General features: G+C 67.7%; 13 protein-coding genes. 2 read left to right on the top strand and 11 right to left on the bottom strand.

The genetic code is table 11. The annotated features are described in order from the left end of the window. Positions 1 to 33: 33 nt before the first annotated feature. Positions 34 to 387 carry a hypothetical protein gene (locus tag QO034_RS10805; RefSeq protein ID WP_284485543.1) on the bottom strand — a complete coding sequence of 118 codons (354 nt, stop codon included), beginning with the start codon at positions 385 to 387 and terminating at the stop codon, positions 34 to 36. A 136-nt stretch (positions 388 to 523) separates the two neighbouring features. On the opposite strand from QO034_RS10805, the gene QO034_RS10800 reads away from it, so the two are divergent. Continuing rightward, positions 524 to 2,314, top strand: coding sequence for an aminopeptidase P family protein (locus QO034_RS10800; protein WP_284485542.1), 1,791 nt, complete (start codon positions 524 to 526; stop codon positions 2,312 to 2,314). A gap of 63 nt (positions 2,315 to 2,377) precedes the next feature. Then, entirely contained in the window at positions 2,378 to 2,722 is a 345-nt protein-coding gene (locus QO034_RS10795; protein WP_284485541.1) for a DUF427 domain-containing protein, read from the top strand. Between the two features lie 97 nt (positions 2,723 to 2,819). On the opposite strand, the gene QO034_RS10790 is transcribed toward QO034_RS10795, so the two are convergent. From QO034_RS10790 to QO034_RS10745, 10 genes are all read right to left on the bottom strand, one after another. Next, positions 2,820 to 4,508 (bottom strand): chloride channel protein, encoded by a 1,689-nt coding sequence (locus QO034_RS10790; RefSeq protein ID WP_284485540.1) that lies wholly within the window; start codon positions 4,506 to 4,508, stop codon positions 2,820 to 2,822. Between the two features lie 152 nt (positions 4,509 to 4,660). Continuing rightward, positions 4,661 to 6,310 (bottom strand): DNA repair protein RecN, encoded by a 1,650-nt coding sequence (recN, locus tag QO034_RS10785; RefSeq protein ID WP_284485539.1) that lies wholly within the window; start codon positions 6,308 to 6,310, stop codon positions 4,661 to 4,663. Between the two features lie 39 nt (positions 6,311 to 6,349). Beyond that, the gene (locus QO034_RS10780; protein WP_284485538.1) at positions 6,350 to 7,195 is read right to left on the bottom strand and encodes an outer membrane protein assembly factor BamD; all 846 of its coding nucleotides are present in this window, start codon (positions 7,193 to 7,195) and stop codon (positions 6,350 to 6,352) included. Between the two features lie 128 nt (positions 7,196 to 7,323). Further along, positions 7,324 to 8,244: a UDP-3-O-acyl-N-acetylglucosamine deacetylase gene (gene lpxC, locus QO034_RS10775; RefSeq protein ID WP_284485537.1), complete on the bottom strand. Its 921-nt coding sequence runs from the start codon at positions 8,242 to 8,244 to the stop codon at positions 7,324 to 7,326. Between the two features lie 210 nt (positions 8,245 to 8,454). Beyond that, on the bottom strand, positions 8,455 to 10,086 hold the full coding sequence (ftsZ, locus tag QO034_RS10770) for a cell division protein FtsZ (RefSeq protein WP_284485536.1): 1,632 nt from the start codon (positions 10,084 to 10,086) through the stop codon (positions 8,455 to 8,457). Between the two features lie 397 nt (positions 10,087 to 10,483). Further along, positions 10,484 to 11,818 carry a cell division protein FtsA gene (gene ftsA, locus QO034_RS10765; protein WP_284485535.1) on the bottom strand — a complete coding sequence of 445 codons (1,335 nt, stop codon included), beginning with the start codon at positions 11,816 to 11,818 and terminating at the stop codon, positions 10,484 to 10,486. 4 nt (positions 11,819 to 11,822) lie between these two features. Continuing rightward, positions 11,823 to 12,638 (bottom strand): cell division protein FtsQ/DivIB, encoded by an 816-nt coding sequence (locus QO034_RS10760; protein ID WP_321169994.1) that lies wholly within the window; start codon positions 12,636 to 12,638, stop codon positions 11,823 to 11,825. Between the two features lie 44 nt (positions 12,639 to 12,682). Continuing rightward, complete coding sequence (locus QO034_RS10755; protein WP_284485534.1) at positions 12,683 to 13,603, bottom strand: D-alanine--D-alanine ligase; 921 nt, start codon at positions 13,601 to 13,603, stop codon at positions 12,683 to 12,685. 105 nt (positions 13,604 to 13,708) lie between these two features. Next, complete coding sequence (murB, locus tag QO034_RS10750) at positions 13,709 to 14,647, bottom strand: UDP-N-acetylmuramate dehydrogenase (RefSeq protein WP_284485533.1); 939 nt, start codon at positions 14,645 to 14,647, stop codon at positions 13,709 to 13,711. Beyond that, positions 14,644 to 14,940: a hypothetical protein gene (locus tag QO034_RS10745; protein ID WP_284485532.1), complete on the bottom strand. Its 297-nt coding sequence runs from the start codon at positions 14,938 to 14,940 to the stop codon at positions 14,644 to 14,646. The genes murB and QO034_RS10745 overlap by 4 nt, the downstream gene beginning before the upstream one ends. Positions 14,941 to 14,963 lie beyond the last annotated feature (23 nt).

The raw sequence follows: 14,963 nt of genomic DNA, 5'->3' as shown, positions 1-14,963 counted from the left end.
TCAAGGCCATCGGCCGGACCGGTTCCATGCCGGTCAGTTCCCCGGCCCCCGGTAGCTTTCGCTGTAACAGGCGCTGTTCAGGCCGGTGACGTTGCGCAGGGAGGTCACCTCGGTCCCGTCGGCGTTGAATTCCACCTGCCAGTAGGTCAGGCCGATGAAATAGCCGTTGGAATCATAGGCGTTGGTGGTGGCGCAGAGGCTCGGAGCCCCGTTGCGCTCGCGGATCGTCGAGAATTCGGGGGTGCTGAGATGATCGGCGCCGCCCGCCTTTTCCGCCAGCGCCTGAAGCGCCAGGTCGGGCAGGTCGGGCTTTTGCCCGGTTCCCTCGGCAAGCCCGGCCAGCGGAGCGAGGACCAGGCAGCAAATGGCGAGAGCGTTGCGTGTCATCTATCGGAATTCCCTGTTGCCGGTCGAGCCTAGCAAATCCGGAATCGCCCTGCCAGTGACAAGCGGAACGGGGCACTGGACATTTGGGCAAGGGGCGGACAGGGTCCGGGCAGATCAGGTATCAGACAGGTCCGCGATGTTTCAGACGTTCGAAGTCACAGCCCGCCCGGAACAGGGTCCGCCCCGGTTGGCCCGCCTGCGCGAGACGATGCGCGCAGCGGGGCTGGACGGGTTCCTGGTGCCGCGCGCCGACGCCTATCAGGGCGAATATGTCGCCGATCACGACGCGCGCCTGGCCTGGCTGACCGGCTTCACCGGGTCCGCCGGATTCTGCGCGGCCCTTCCGGATGTCGCGGGGGTTTTCGTCGACGGGCGTTACCGCACCCAGGTGAAATCGCAGGTGGCCGATGTCTATACCCCGGTGCCCTGGCCCGACCGGGGGCTGGCGGACTGGCTGAAGGAGCAGTTGCCGGACGGAGGACGAGTCGGCTTCGACCCCTGGCTGCACACGGTGGCCGAGGTGACGCGCTGGACCGAGGCGCTGAGCGGCAGCGAAATCGAGATGGTGCAAAGCGCCAATCTCGTCGATACGATCTGGGAGGACCAGCCCGAGCCGCCGAGCAACCCGGTGAAAGCGCATCCGCTGGAATTCGCCGGACAGTTCGCGGCGGAGAAATGCGCCGCGCTGGCCGGGGAATTGCGCAAGGCGGGGCATCGCGCCGCGGTCCTGACGCAGCCGGATTCGATCATGTGGCTGCTCAATATCCGGGGCAGCGATATCCCGCGCAACCCGGTCGCGCAGGGGTTCGCGGTGCTGCATGACGACGGGCGCGTCGATCTGTTCATGGAGCCGGCCAAGCTGGCGGGCGTGAGGGACCATCTGGGCGCGGCGGTCACGGTGCAGGCTCCGGACGGGTTTCTGGACGCGCTCGCCGGGCTGACCGGTCCGGTGCGCCTGGACAAGGCGAGCGCGCCGCAGAAGCTGGCGGATGTGCTGGGCGCGGCGGTCGCGTTCGGCGACGATCCCTGCGCGCTGCCCAAGGCGCGCAAGAACGCCGCCGAGATCGCAGGCAGCGCCGCCGCGCATCTGCGGGACGGGGCGGCGGTGGTCGAACTGCTGTGCTGGCTGGACGCGCAGCCGCCGGGCAGCGTGACCGAAACCCAGGTCGTCACCCGGCTGGAAACCTGCCGCCGCAGGGACAACGCATTGCAGGACATCAGTTTCGACACCATCGCCGGAACCGGCCCCAACGGCGCGATCATGCATTACCGGGTCAGCGAAGACACCGACCGCCGGCTTCAGGACGGGCATCTGCTGGTGCTGGACAGCGGCGGGCAGTATCTGGACGGCACCACCGACATCACGCGGACCGTCGCCATCGGCCAGGTCGGGCCGGAGGAGCGCATGGCCTTCACCCGCGTCCTGCAGGGGATGATCGCCATGTCGCGCCTGCGCTGGCCCAGGGGGCTTGCCGGACGCGACATCGAAGCCGTCGGGCGGATGCCGCTCTGGCTCGCGGGGCAGGATTTCAACCACGGGCTCGGCCATGGCGTCGGCGCCTACCTGAGCGTGCACGAGGGGCCGCAGCGGCTCAGCCGGCTGTCGACCGTGCCGCTGGAAGCGGGGATGATCCTGTCCAACGAACCGGGCTATTACCGCGAAGGCGCGTTCGGGATCCGGATCGAGAACCTGCTGGTGGCGCAGGAGGCCCCGGATCTGCCCGGCGGCGATCACGACCGCGCCATGCTGTGCTGGCGGACGCTGACCTTCGTGCCGATCGACCGGAGGCTGATCGAAACCGATCTGCTGAGCGCCGCGGAGCGCGGCTGGCTGAACGCCTATCACGCCGAGGTCCGGGAAAAGATCGCCCCGCGTCTGGGCAAGGCCGCGAATGTATGGTTGGATGCGGCAACGGCGCCGATCTGACCGACGGTCGCCTTGGTATCGCGGCCCGGAACCGGGCCGCAGTTCATTTTGGGAGGATTCGGGATGTCCGATCACATTCGGATTCGCAAGCTCGCCGGAACCTGGACGGTGCGTTCGGGCGGGGCGGTTCTGGGGGAAAGCACGCAGGCTCTGGAACTGAGCGAGGGGGATTATCCGCCCGTGGTGTATTTCCCGCGCTCCGACATCGCCATGGCGATGCTGGATCGTTCCGAAAAGACCACCCATTGCCCGCACAAGGGAGACGCCAGGCATTTTCACATCGTGAACCGGTCGGACACGGTGGAGGATGCGGTCTGGAGCTATGAAACCCCGCTGGACGCGGTCGCGGCCATCAAGGATCACCTGGCGTTTCGCACCGGGGAGCGTGTCACCGTCGAGCAGATCTGAGCCTGCGGACCGGGGCTCCGCCCCGGACCCCGGAGTATTTCCGGCAAGAGGAAGGCGCCGGGCGGTCTTTCCCGTCGCGAAGTCGGGGCGGCGGTATTCAGGAGTGTTCTTCGGCCGCTGTCGCGGCCAGTGCGCGGTTGTAGGATTTCAGCGCGTCGATATGGAACAGGGCCCCGACGAGGCGCGGCGTTCCGTCGTCCTTGTCGAGGATCACCACCGGCACGAATCCGTCATCGCCGCGATCCAGCAGCGGCATCGCGGTTTCGAGGGTCGTCGACGGGGTGATGCAGGTGCCCTGCGCGATCAGTTCCGCGCAACGCTCCGGGTCGGCGGCGCGGTCGTCTTCGGTCGTGCGCATAACGACGCCGGCGCGCAGCATCGACAGCAGGTAGGCCTGGGGTCCGGCGGCCAGGTGGATGTCGCGCCGTTTCAGTTGCGTCAGGAAGAACGACCGGTCCACGAGTCGCGACGCCAGCGCGGTGGACATGCTGACGGAGACCATCACCGCCAGTCCGATCTGCCAGTCGCCGGTCAGTTCGAAGACGATGAGCGTGGTGGAGATCGGCGCCCCGAGAACCGCGGCGGCGACCGCCCCCATCCCGGCGAAGGCATAGAGCGTGCGGGCGCCGGACATGTCCGGCAGGAAGCCGGTCGCGATATAGCCGAAGGCCAGTCCGGTCAGCGCGCCGACCATCAGCGAGGGGGAAAAGACCCCGCCGCCCATGCGTCCGCCGAAGGTGACGGCGACGGCGGCGACTTTCAGGATCGCGAACACGATGGCGTCGTTGAGCGGAATCTGCCCCTTCAGCGCGAGCAGGGTGGTTTCATAGCCGACCCCGATGATGTGCGGATAGAAGATCGCCATCCCGCCGAGCAGGGCGCCGGCGAGCGCCGGGCGCAGCCAGCGCGGCAGGCCGATGCGGGACTGAACGCCGTTTCCGACGTCTTCGGCGAAAAAGATCGACCGCATGAACACGGCGGCGATGCCGCCGCAGAGCAATCCGAGGATCAGGAAGGCGGGCAGTTCGGCATAGAATTGCAGCGGCCCCGGCGTGATCAGGTTGAATTCCGCCACATCGCCGAAATTCAGGCGGTTGATGACCGTTCCCGCAACGCTGGCGATGACGATCGGCGCGAAGGCATGGACGGCGAAATGGCGCAGCACCACTTCGAGCGCGAAGAGCGCCCCGGCGATCGGCGCGTTGAAACTGGCGGAGACCGCGGCCGCCACGGCACAGCCGAGAAGGTCGCGCCCGGTGATGCCATCCGCGTGAATCCGGTTGCTGACCCATGTGGCGATGACCCCCGCCATGTGCACCACCGGGCCTTCGCGGCCGGAGGAACCGCCGGAGCCAAGCGTGATCAGCGACGCCGCCATCGAGGCCAGGCCTTCGCGGGTCTCGACCCGCCCGTCGCGCATCGCCGCGCCTTCGATCACGTCGGCCACCGCGCGCACCCGCCCGTCGTCGGTGAAACGGTGCAGGATCAGGCCGACCGCCAGCCCGCCCAGGATCGGGATGGTCAGGATCCAGTACCAGGGCAAAGATTCGGCGAAGCTGTGCAGGTTCTGCACGTCGTCGGTTCCGTAGAGCGTCGATTGCAGCGCGGAAATGCCGAGCCGGAACCCGAGGGCCGCGAACCCGGCCCCGATTCCGATGGCGAGCGCAATGAACCAGAACTGGATCTGGCTGGGTCCGCGGCGGCGCACGACCCGCAGCCCGTCGCGAAAGACGGCTGCTCCCAGGGAGAGCTGTTGCGACAGGTAGGAGCGTTCGGGCTTTGCCATCGGCGATTTCGTGACTGGTTTCCCACCTGTCTAGGACAGCGGTTCCGGGCGTGAAACCCTTTTCGCGGTCGCGCGTCGGAAAGCCGGCCGGTGTTGCAACGGGACGGAGGCGCGGCGCGCCGGTTCCGGGTTTTTCCGGGATTGCGCCCGGCCTATCCGGCCAGCAGCTTGCGGGCGGCGGCGCGGGCTTCGTCGGTGATCGTGTCGCCCGCCAGCATGCGGGCGATCTCGTCGATCCGGTCGGGCTCCGACAGGGCCGCGACGCTGGAGACGGTCAGACCGTCCGTCACCTGTTTGTGCACCCGCCAGTGATGCGCCCCACGCGCCGCGACCTGGGGCGAATGCGTGACCACCAGGACCTGTCCGTTCTGCGCCAGATCCGCCAGCCGCCGGCCCACCGCGTCGGCGGTGGCCCCACCGACGCCGCGGTCGATTTCGTCGAAGATCATCGTCACGCCGCTGTCCTGCCCGGTCAGGCAGACCTTGAGCGCCAGCAGGAACCGGCTGAGTTCGCCGCCGGATGCGATCTTGTTCAGCGCGCCCGCCGGGGCGCCCGGATTGGTGGCAACGGTGAAGGTGGCCGTGTCGCGCCCGTCCGGGCCGGGATCGGCGGCGGTCAGGATGGTCCGGAACTCCGCGCGTTCCATCTTCAGCGGCGACAGTTCGGCCATGACCGCCGTATCCAGCGCCGCCGCGGCGGTGGCGCGCGCCGCGGACAGCCGCCCGGCGGCGGCATCGTAGCCCGCCTGCGCCGCCCGCAGGTCGGCCTGCTGCCGCGCCAGGTCCGCATCGCCCGCGTCCAGCGCCGCCAGCCGGTCGCGCAGGCCGCCGGCGAAATCCCCGAGATCGTCCGGCGCCGCGCCGTGCTTGCGGGCGAGCGCGCGGATGGCGAACAGGCGTTCTTCGACCGCTTCGAGTTCCAGCGGATCGAAATCCAGGGTTTCGAGGCTGTGGTCGACCCCGGATTGCGCCTCTGCGAGTTCGATCAGCGCCCGGTGCAGCGCGGCGAGCGGCGCGTCCAGCGTGCCGCCGGCGCGATCCGCCGCGCCGTCGAGCCAGCGCACCGCCTGCCCCATCGCGCCTTCCGCCCCCTCGTTGCCCAGAAGCTGCGCCGCGCGCAGGATGTCGTCGCGGATGCGGGCCGCGCCCTGCATCGTGCGCCGCTTCAGGTCCAGCGCCGCGTCCTCGCCCGGTTGCGGGTCCAGCGCGTCCAGTTCGGCGACCGCGTGGCGCAGAAATTCCTCTTCGTCGCGGATCGCGTCGAGCGCCGCCTGCGTCGCGGCCACCGCCTTGCGAGCGGTGGCGAGTCCCGACCAGGCGGTCCGGGTCGCGGCGCGCGGCGCGTCGAGCCCGCCGAAGGCATCCAGCAGCGCGCGGTGTCCGCGCGGGTCCAGCAGGCCCCGGTCGTCGTGCTGGCCATGCAATTCGACCAGGGTTTCGGACAGGGCGCGCAGCACTTCTCCGGAACAGCGGCGGTCGTTGACCCAGGCGGTCTTGCGCCCGTCGGCCGTGTTGACGCGCCTCAGGATCAGTTCCGCGCCGCCGGGCAGGCCCGCCTCGGCCAGCACCGCATGGGCCGGATGCCCCTTGTCCAGATCGAACAGGGCGACCACCTCGCCCTGGTCCGCCCCCTGCCGCACGAGATCCGCGCGCCCGCGCCAGCCCAGCACGAAGCCCAGCGAATCCAGAAGGATGGACTTGCCCGCCCCGGTTTCCCCGGTCAGCACGTTGAGACCGGGCTGAAACGAAAGGTCCAGCCGGTCAATGATCAGCATGTCGCGGATATCAAGGGCGCGCAGCATCCGGACCATCCGTGCGGCCGGGTGTTCCCCCGCCCAGAGCTAGAGCCATTCGCCCCTGACCGACTGCCGGTAGATCTTGCTGAGCCAGTTGTCCCCGCGGTCGTTCATCCCGAGCCCCTGCCCGGCGAGCAGGTCATAGGCGTCCTGATACCATTCCGAAGCCCGGTAGTTGTACCCGAGAATCGCCCCCGCGGTCTGCGCCTCGTCCGCAAGGCCGAGCGACAGGTAGGCCTCGATCAGACGGAACAGGGCTTCGGCGGTATGGGAGGTGGTCTGGAAATCCTCGACCACGACGCGGAACCGGTTGATCGCGGCGGTGTAATGCTGGCCGCGCAGGTAGTACCGCCCGATTTCCATTTCCTTGCCGGCCAGGTGATCGAAGGCAAGGTCGAATTTCAGGATCGCCGAGGTCGCGTATTCGCTGTCGGGATAGACCTCGATCACGGTGCGCAGCGCCTGCAACGCCTGGAAGGTCAGGCCCTGGTCGCGCCCGACCTCGTCGATCTGATCATAGTAGGACAGGGCCAGCAGGTATTGCGCATAGGCGGCATCCTCGTCCGCCGGATAGAAATCTATGAACCGCTGCGCCGCGGCCCGGCTGTTGGGATAGTCCTGGCCTTCGTGATAGGCATAGGCCTGCATGATCAGCGCCCGTTTCGCCCAGGACGAATAGGGGTAGAGCCGTTCGATCTCGGAAAAGTAATAGGCCGCATCGTCTTCACGCGACCGCGCCAGTTCGTATTCGCCGCGTTCGAAGATCTGGTCCGGCGAATATCCTTCCAGGGACTCGGTGCGGTCGGCGCCGAAATTGCCAGAACATGCCGCCATAACAGACAGAAGAAGAACGGTGCCGGTGATTCTGGCCCTGACCTTGCAGCCGATCATGCTTGACTAACCTCATCGCCTTACTGGGGATTATCCCGCTTGCGGTCGGGTCTAGCACATTAATTTCGGGTACAAAACGCCTTAAAGCTTCCGGGTCCGCCGATCGTGACCGGCGGCTGGCCGCCGGTTCACGCCACCTGCGGAATTTCCGACCAGACCAGGCCCTGCCCCGGCAGACGCGCCGCCTTTTCCCCGTCGCAGACCACCATCCGCACGGCGCCGGGCGTCGCGAAGAGTTCGCGCAGCAGGGTGTTGGTCAGCGAATGACCGGCGCGTTCACCGACATAGCGGCCCAGAATCGGCCCGCCCGCCAGCGCCAGATCGCCGAGCGCGTCCAGCATCTTGTGCCGCACCGCCTCGTCCGCGTGGCGGAAGCCGCCTGGGCTCAGCACCCTGTCGCCATCGACCACAACCGCGTTGTCCAGGGTTCCGCCCAGGGCCAGCCCGTGTTCATGCATCGCATCCACGTCCGCCTGACGGCAGAACGTGCGGCTGTCGCAGAGTTCGCGGGCGAAGGCGCCGTTGCGCATGTCGAGCACCCGCGACTGACGGCCGATGGCCGCGTCCACGAAGTCGATATGGAATTCGATCTCGAAACTGTCGGACGGATGCAGCGTCGCGCGGGCGCCGTCCTTTTCGACGGTCACGGTCTTCAGGATCTCCAGAGCGACGACCGGGGCCGCCTGCGCCACCACGCCGCCGGCCATGATGCCGCGCACGAAAGGCGCGGAAGACCCGTCCATGATCGGCACTTCGGGGCCGTCGATTTCGATCAGTGCGTTGTTCACGCCGCAACCGGCCAGCGCCGCCATCACATGTTCGACGGTGGACACGGAGACGCCCGCGTCATTCACCAGCCGCGTGCACAGCGGGCTGCGATCGACCCGGTTCCACAACGCGGGGATCACGGCATTGCCCAGTTCGATGTCGCTGCGGCGGAAGCGGATCCCGTGACCGGCCCGCGCCGGACGCAGCACCATTTTCGCCGGCGCACCACTGTGCAGACCGACGCCTTCGAACGTCACCGGAGCTTTCAGCGTATTTTGCACGACTGGCCTCTAACCCTTGCTCCAGCCTCGACCGGGCTGGCGTGAAATGAGTTAAGCGGGTCGGGTCAATCTCTCAACTCAATCTTTGCAACCGAATGAAACATGTCTGTAACAATTCGGCAGAACCCCGCCGCGCACCGGGCAACATGTTGTTCTTAATAATTAAAAGGCCGCCCGAAGGCGGCCTTTTACGTCACGAATGTGACCGGCTCAATTGGCCTGGCGGCGCAGGAAAGCCGGAATTTCGATCCGGTCGTGTTCCGGGTCCGTTTCAGGGTGGCGCTGTTCCGCTACGTCAGCCTGACGCATCGGGGGCTGCTGGCGAATGGTCTGCGCGACCCGTTCGCCGGGCGTATCCGCGGCATGGCCCGTCATCCGGTTGATCAGGGAGTTCACGGTAAACCGGGGCTTCTGGGAGGCTGCGGCGGCCGGTACCGAGGCTTGCGCCGGCGCGGCGCTCGACGGAACGGCCTTGACGTTGTTCACCGCGGCCTGAAGCCGCGCCAGCGTCTCGGGCGACGGTGTGCCGGGCGCGGGCCTGCTCGGCGCAACGAAGGTTTCGGGATCGGTGTCAAACGCCTCCGGCTGCGGTTCGAAGGCCGGCATTTCCGGGCGATAGGCCGGCGGCGGCAGGCCGTCGTCCTGACCGCGTTCGTCCCGGCCGGATCCGAACAGATCCTCCGACCCGTCCATTTCCGCCATCTCGCGATCGTCGATCCGTTCGAACAGCGAAGGCTCCTCGGCGGCTTCGGCCACGGCGGCGGCCACCGGCTCGGGCCGGACTTCGTCCGTGTCGCGCGCGGCCTCGGCGGAAACCGTCTGGCGCAGCGGCGCGGACATCGGGCGGCGTGGCACCGGCATATCGGTCTGCACATCAACCGCGTCGATTCCGGTGGCGACGACGCTGACCCGCATCACGCCGGCCATCTCGGTGTCGAGCGTGCTGCCGACGATGATGTTGGCGTCCGGGTCCACCTGTTCGCGGATGCAATTGGCGGCCTCGTCCAGTTCGAACAGCGTCAGATCGTGCCCGCCGGTGATGTTGATCAGCACGCCCTTGGCGCCGCGCAGGCTGATTTCGTCCAGCAGCGGGTTGGCGATGGCCTTTTCGGCGGCCTGGATGGCGCGGTCTTCGCCCTCGGCCTCGCCGGTGCCCATCATCGCCTTGCCCATTTCGTCCATCACCGCGCGCACGTCGGCGAAATCGAGGTTGATCAGGCCGGGCCGCACCATCAGGTCGGTCACGCCCTTGACGCCCTGGTAAAGCACGTCATCGGCCATGCTGAACGCTTCGGTGAAGGTGGTCTTCTCGTTCGCGAGCCGGAACAGGTTCTGGTTCGGAATGATGATCAGCGTATCGACGACCTTTTGCAGCGCCTCGACGCCGTCTTCGGCCTGGCGCATCCGCTTCGCGCCTTCGAACTGGAAGGGCTTGGTCACGACGCCGACGGTCAGCACACCCAGTTCGCGGGCGGCCTGCGCGATGATCGGCGCGGCGCCGGTGCCGGTGCCACCGCCCATCCCGGCGGTGATGAAGCACATATGCGCCCCGGCCAGATGGTCGACGATTTCCTCGATGCTTTCCTCGGCCGCGGCCGCGCCGACGCTGGCCCGCGCCCCGGCGCCCAGTCCTTCGGTGACTTTCACGCCAAGCTGCACCCGGTTCGCCGAAGCGTTTTGCTGCAGGGCCTGCGCATCGGTGTTGGCGACGACGAATTCGACCCCGTCAAGCTGCTTCTCGATCATGTTGTTGACGGCGTTCCCGCCCGCGCCCCCGACACCGAACACGGTGATCCGAGGTTTCAAGTCATCCTGTCCGGGAATCGTAAGGTTCAGTGTCATCAAGAATGTCCGCCTGTGCTGCCTGCCCGCGTTTCCGGGCGTTTTTTCGTTCAATTACAGCGATTGTATCGCCGTCAAGTCCGGTCGTCACCAAAAAAACGGCAAAAACCCACAAAATATGGCAGAAAGAATGCGGAAACCGGCAGCATTTCGCCTTTCCTCCCCTTATATAGCGGGATTCGAGACGATGACCACCAGACACAGGTCCGAGGCGACCCCGCGCAAGCGCGCGCGCCCTGTCCGGCCAGATCCGGCCCTGTCGTTTCTATCGGGGGGTCCTGCTCGATCCCCATGCGCCACCTCATTCCCGGATGGCGTCGTATTTTCAATACCATGGCCCGGCGTGGCTGTCACGCGCCGATCGTGGAAATCCACGGCATCCGGCGACTTCGGCGGATCACCAGTTGTCGCGGAACCACTTGACCGCGCGCCGGAAGGACCGGGCCGGGTAGCGGTCGACCGGGATGTCGAAGTCCCACCATTCGTCCTGGGGATGCGCCGCGAACAGCGACAGGCCGACCGCACTGGCAAAGCCGGGACCGGTGGCGGCCTGCGGCAGGCCGTGCACACGCAGCGGACGGCCGAGCCGCACCTGCTGGCCCAGGATGCGGCTGGCCAGCCCGTCGAGGCCGGGGATCTGGCTGCCGCCGCCGGTCAGCACGATCTGCTGGCTGGGCAGATGCTCGAACCCCGCCGCGTCCAGCCGGGCGCGCACCTCTTCCAGGATCTCTTCGACGCGCGGGCGCATGATCCCGATCAGTTCCGCGCGGCTGACGCGCCGGCGGTCATGTTCGTAATCGCCGGTGTCGCCGCCGATCTCGATCATCTCGCGGTCGTCCATGCCGGTGGCGTGCACACCGCCGTAGAAGGTCTTGATCCGTTCCGCGTTGGCCGCCGGGATGCCCAGCCCCATGGAAATGTCGCTGGTGACGTGATCGCCGCCCATGCGCACGCAATCGGCAAAGATCATGTGCTTCTTCATGAAGATCGACACGCCAGTGGAGCCGCCGCCCAGGTCGATGCAGGCCGCGCCCAGTTCCTGTTCGTCCTCCACCAGCGCCGAGATGCCGCTGGCATAGGCCGAACTGGCGATCCCGGCCAGTTCCAGGTCGCAGCGCTTGACGCAATGCACCAGGTTCTGCACCGCGTCCGCATCCACCGTCAGCATGTGCATGTCCACGGACAGGGTCTGTCCGAGCTGCCCGCGCGGGTCCGACAGGCCGGACCGGTGGTCGAGCGCGAAATTCACCGGCTGGGCGTGCAGGACCTCGCGCCCGGCGCCATATTCCGGCACGTCGCAGGCGGCGAGCACGCGGGCGACTTCGTGTTCGGTGACCACCTGCCCTTCGAGCTCCATGCGCGCGTCAAGCCCGTAGCTGCGCGGATTGGCCCCGGAAAAGCAGGCAATGACGTGATCGACGCGGATATCGGCCATCTTCTGCGCCGCCTGCACCGCCGTGCGGATGGCGCGTTCGGTTTCCTGCATGGCCGACACTTCGCCGAACTGCACGCCGCGCGACCGCGTCGTGGCGGCGCCGATGACACGGAACCCCGACTGCCCGGCCAGCGAGCCGATGGAATTGTCTTCGCTCAGACGTTCGGCGCCGTCAAAGCGCAGAACCAGGCAGGCGGTCTTGGAACTCCCGACGTCCAGGATCGCGATCACCCCGCGCTGCAACGCCTGCCGCCGCATCTGCCGCATGGCTCGCTGTGTATGGTAGAAATCTGCCATTCTCTTACTGCCCGTTCTGATTGATATCGCGGATTCGCCACCAGTTCTCCGTGGCCTCGGCCGTCATTCTGAGAGTCGGACGGTCCGCCAACCGCATGTCGATCACCGCCACGTCGCGGTCCAGCATGTCCTGCGCCTCGCTCAGGGCGATCACCCGTTCCAGCGCCCGCACCGGGCCTTCCGCCGGCAGGAGGATGCGCTGCTCCCGGTCTAGCACCACGTCCCACCGGCGTTCGCCGACCCGCACGAACCCGCGCAGGCGGTCGCCAAAGGGCCTGGCCGCCTCGTGCAGGGCCAGCGCCTGCTGCACCGCCCTGTCGGCCCCGTCTCCGGCGATCAGCGGCAGGTCCATCCGGTCGGCGCGGCCGGGAATCGACTGGATATGGGCGCCGGTCTCGTCGAGAAGCAGCACGCCCTCGCGGGTGCGCCAGACCAGCACCGGCACGCGTTCGGCCACGTCGACCTGCAACACGCCGCCGGGCCGGATGCGCACACTGACCGATTTGACCGGGGCCAGCTCCGCGATCAGGCCGCGGATTTCTTCGAGGTCGAGATCGAAGGAACTGACCGGAAATTTCAGCGGCACCTTCCCGCGAATATCGGCGGACAGGCTCGCCCCGGCCCCGTCGATCGCCATCAGCCCGACCATGAACTCCGGGCGCTGCTGAATGTCTTCCCGGATCTGGACCGCCGCCTGAAGCAGGGCGTCCCGGCGTCCCGCGTCGGCGAGATAGGCCACGGCCGCGCCCAGGACCATGGCGAGCGGCAATCCGACCTTCAGCCCGCGGCGGATGCCCGGCGTCAGCATCCAGCGCTGCATCCGGTAGCGCAGGCGCGAGGGCGCGGGGTCGCGCGCGAACGGCGTCAGCGGTTGCACGAGGCGTCCTCCACCATCCAGCGGCACAGCGCGCCAAAGCCCATGCCCGCCGCGCCCGCCTGTTCCGGCGTGAGCGAAGTCGGGGTCATCCCCGGCTGCGTGTTGGTTTCAAGCAGGATCAGCCCATCCACGCCGCGCGCTTCGTCCCAGCGGAAATCGGTGCGGCTGACACCGCGGCAGCCCAGCGCCTCGTGGGCGCGCAGGGCGTAGTCGAGGCACAGGTCGAAGATGTCGGTGGGGATGTCGGCGGGCACCACGTGGCGCGACCCGCCGGGCTTGTATTTCGCGTCGTAGTCATACCAGCCGTCGGTCAGGATGTCGGTCACGGTCAGCGCCCGGTCGCCCATCACCGTGGTGGTCAGTTCCCGCCCCGGCGCGAAGGTTTCGACCATGACGTGATCGGGCATGTCGGCGGACAGGACCGGCGGGCCGTTCGCCGCTTCGTTGACGAGATAGACGCCGACGCTCGACCCTTCGTTGTTCGGCTTGACCACATAGGGCGGCGGCATCGCATGGGCGGCCATCACATCGGCCTTGCGGCAGATCAGGCTGTCGACCACCGGCAGGCCCCCCGCGCGGAAGGCGGCCTTGCTGCGCTGCTTGTCCATCGCCAGAGCCGAGGCCAGAACACCGGAATGGGTATAGGGGATGCGCAGCCATTCCAGCAGGCCCTGAACGCAGCCATCCTCGCCCCAGCGGCCATGAAGGGCGTTGAACACCACGTCCGGAGCCAGCGCGCGCAGCCGTTCGGACAGATCCGGACCGGCGTCCAGTTCCGTCACCTCAAATCCTTCGTCCCGCAGCGCGGAGGCGCATTCGCGCCCGCTGGACAGGGAAACCTCGCGTTCCGCCGAGGGTCCGCCCATCAATACCGCCACAGTCCGGGGTGTCCTGCTCGACTGACCCACGACACATGCCTCGATGTCCCGGACCCTTGAACCGGTCCGTGTTATTCTCAGTCCCCTGTGCGCACCACGTCCGTTTATTTGCCTGTTCGGATTCGCGGTCAGAGGTTAACGATCATCCGCGGGTTCGCCGACCCGCATGATTTCCCACTCTAGCGTGATCCCGCTGGAATCGTAAACCTTTTTTCGCACCTCTTCGCCCAAACCTTCGAGGTCGGCGGCGGTGGCATCGCCGGTGTTGATGAGGAAGTTGGAGTGTTTCGGACTCATCTGCGCGCCGCCCCGCCGCGCGCCGCGCATCCCGGCGGCGTCGATCACCTTCCACGCCTTCAGGTCATGCACGTCATCGGCCCGCCCGGTGCTGGAAAACCCGGCCGGGTTGCGAAAGGTCGATCCGGCGCTGCGGTCTTTCGTCGGCTGGGTCTCGTCGCGCTGGCGAAGCTGCCGGTCCATCCGGTCGTGCAGGGTGTCGGGGTCGCTCACGGGGCCGGTCAGGGTCGCCTCCACCAGCACCGCGCCGTCCGGCAGGTCGGACTGGCGATAGCGCAGGTTCAGGTCCTCGGGGGTGAGGGTGACGATCTCGCCGCGCCGCGTCACGGCGCGGGCCGAGACCAGGTGATCGGCGACGTAGCTGCCGTAGCAGCCGGCATTCATCCGGACCGCGCCGCCGATGCTGCCGGGAATGGTGCGCAGAAAGGTCAGGTCGATGCCCGCATCCGCCGCCTTGCGCGCCACATGGGCATCCAGCGCCGCGGCGCCCGCTGTCACTGTCGCGCCGTCGACCGTGATCGCGTTGAACCCGCGTCCCAGCCGGACGACCATCGCGCGCACGCCGCCGTCCCGCACGATCAGGTTGGACCCGACCCCCATCGGAAAGACCGCGATCTCGGGCGACAGCCGCGCCAGCACCCGCGCCAGATCGTCGATATCCGCAGGCTGGAACAGCCAGTCGGCGGGTCCGCCGACCCGGAGCCAGGTCAGGTCCGCAAGCGGCCGCCCTTGGCTGATGCGCCCCCGCGCGCCGGTCTCCGCCGGGTTCGCTGTCATTTCCGCTCTGCCCGGCCGCGCAGGGCGCGACCGCCCAGCGTGCCCATCACGACGGTGAACAGCGCCGGGAGGATTCCGCCCGTCAGCCAGACAAAGGGGCCGAAGGCGGTTTCCTCCTGTCCGGCGGGAATCATCGCCAGGCGCACGATCAGCACCAGCGCCACCGCGAACAGGCCGACCGGCAGCGCCCAGAGCCAGCGCCCGGTCAGAAAGCGTCCGGCGACCAGCCCCGCGATCGCCCCCAGCACCATCGCGGTCAGAGGCAAATAGGCGATTGTTCCTGCCACATCCATGTCGTCATCCTTCCGGTTCGCGG

It is taken from the genome of Sedimentitalea xiamensis, from assembly GCF_030164465.1.
GTDB lineage: Bacteria > Pseudomonadota > Alphaproteobacteria > Rhodobacterales > Rhodobacteraceae > Sedimentitalea > Sedimentitalea xiamensis.
Note: the sequence above shows the minus strand (reverse complement) of the source record. Positions and strands in the feature narration are given on the sequence as shown.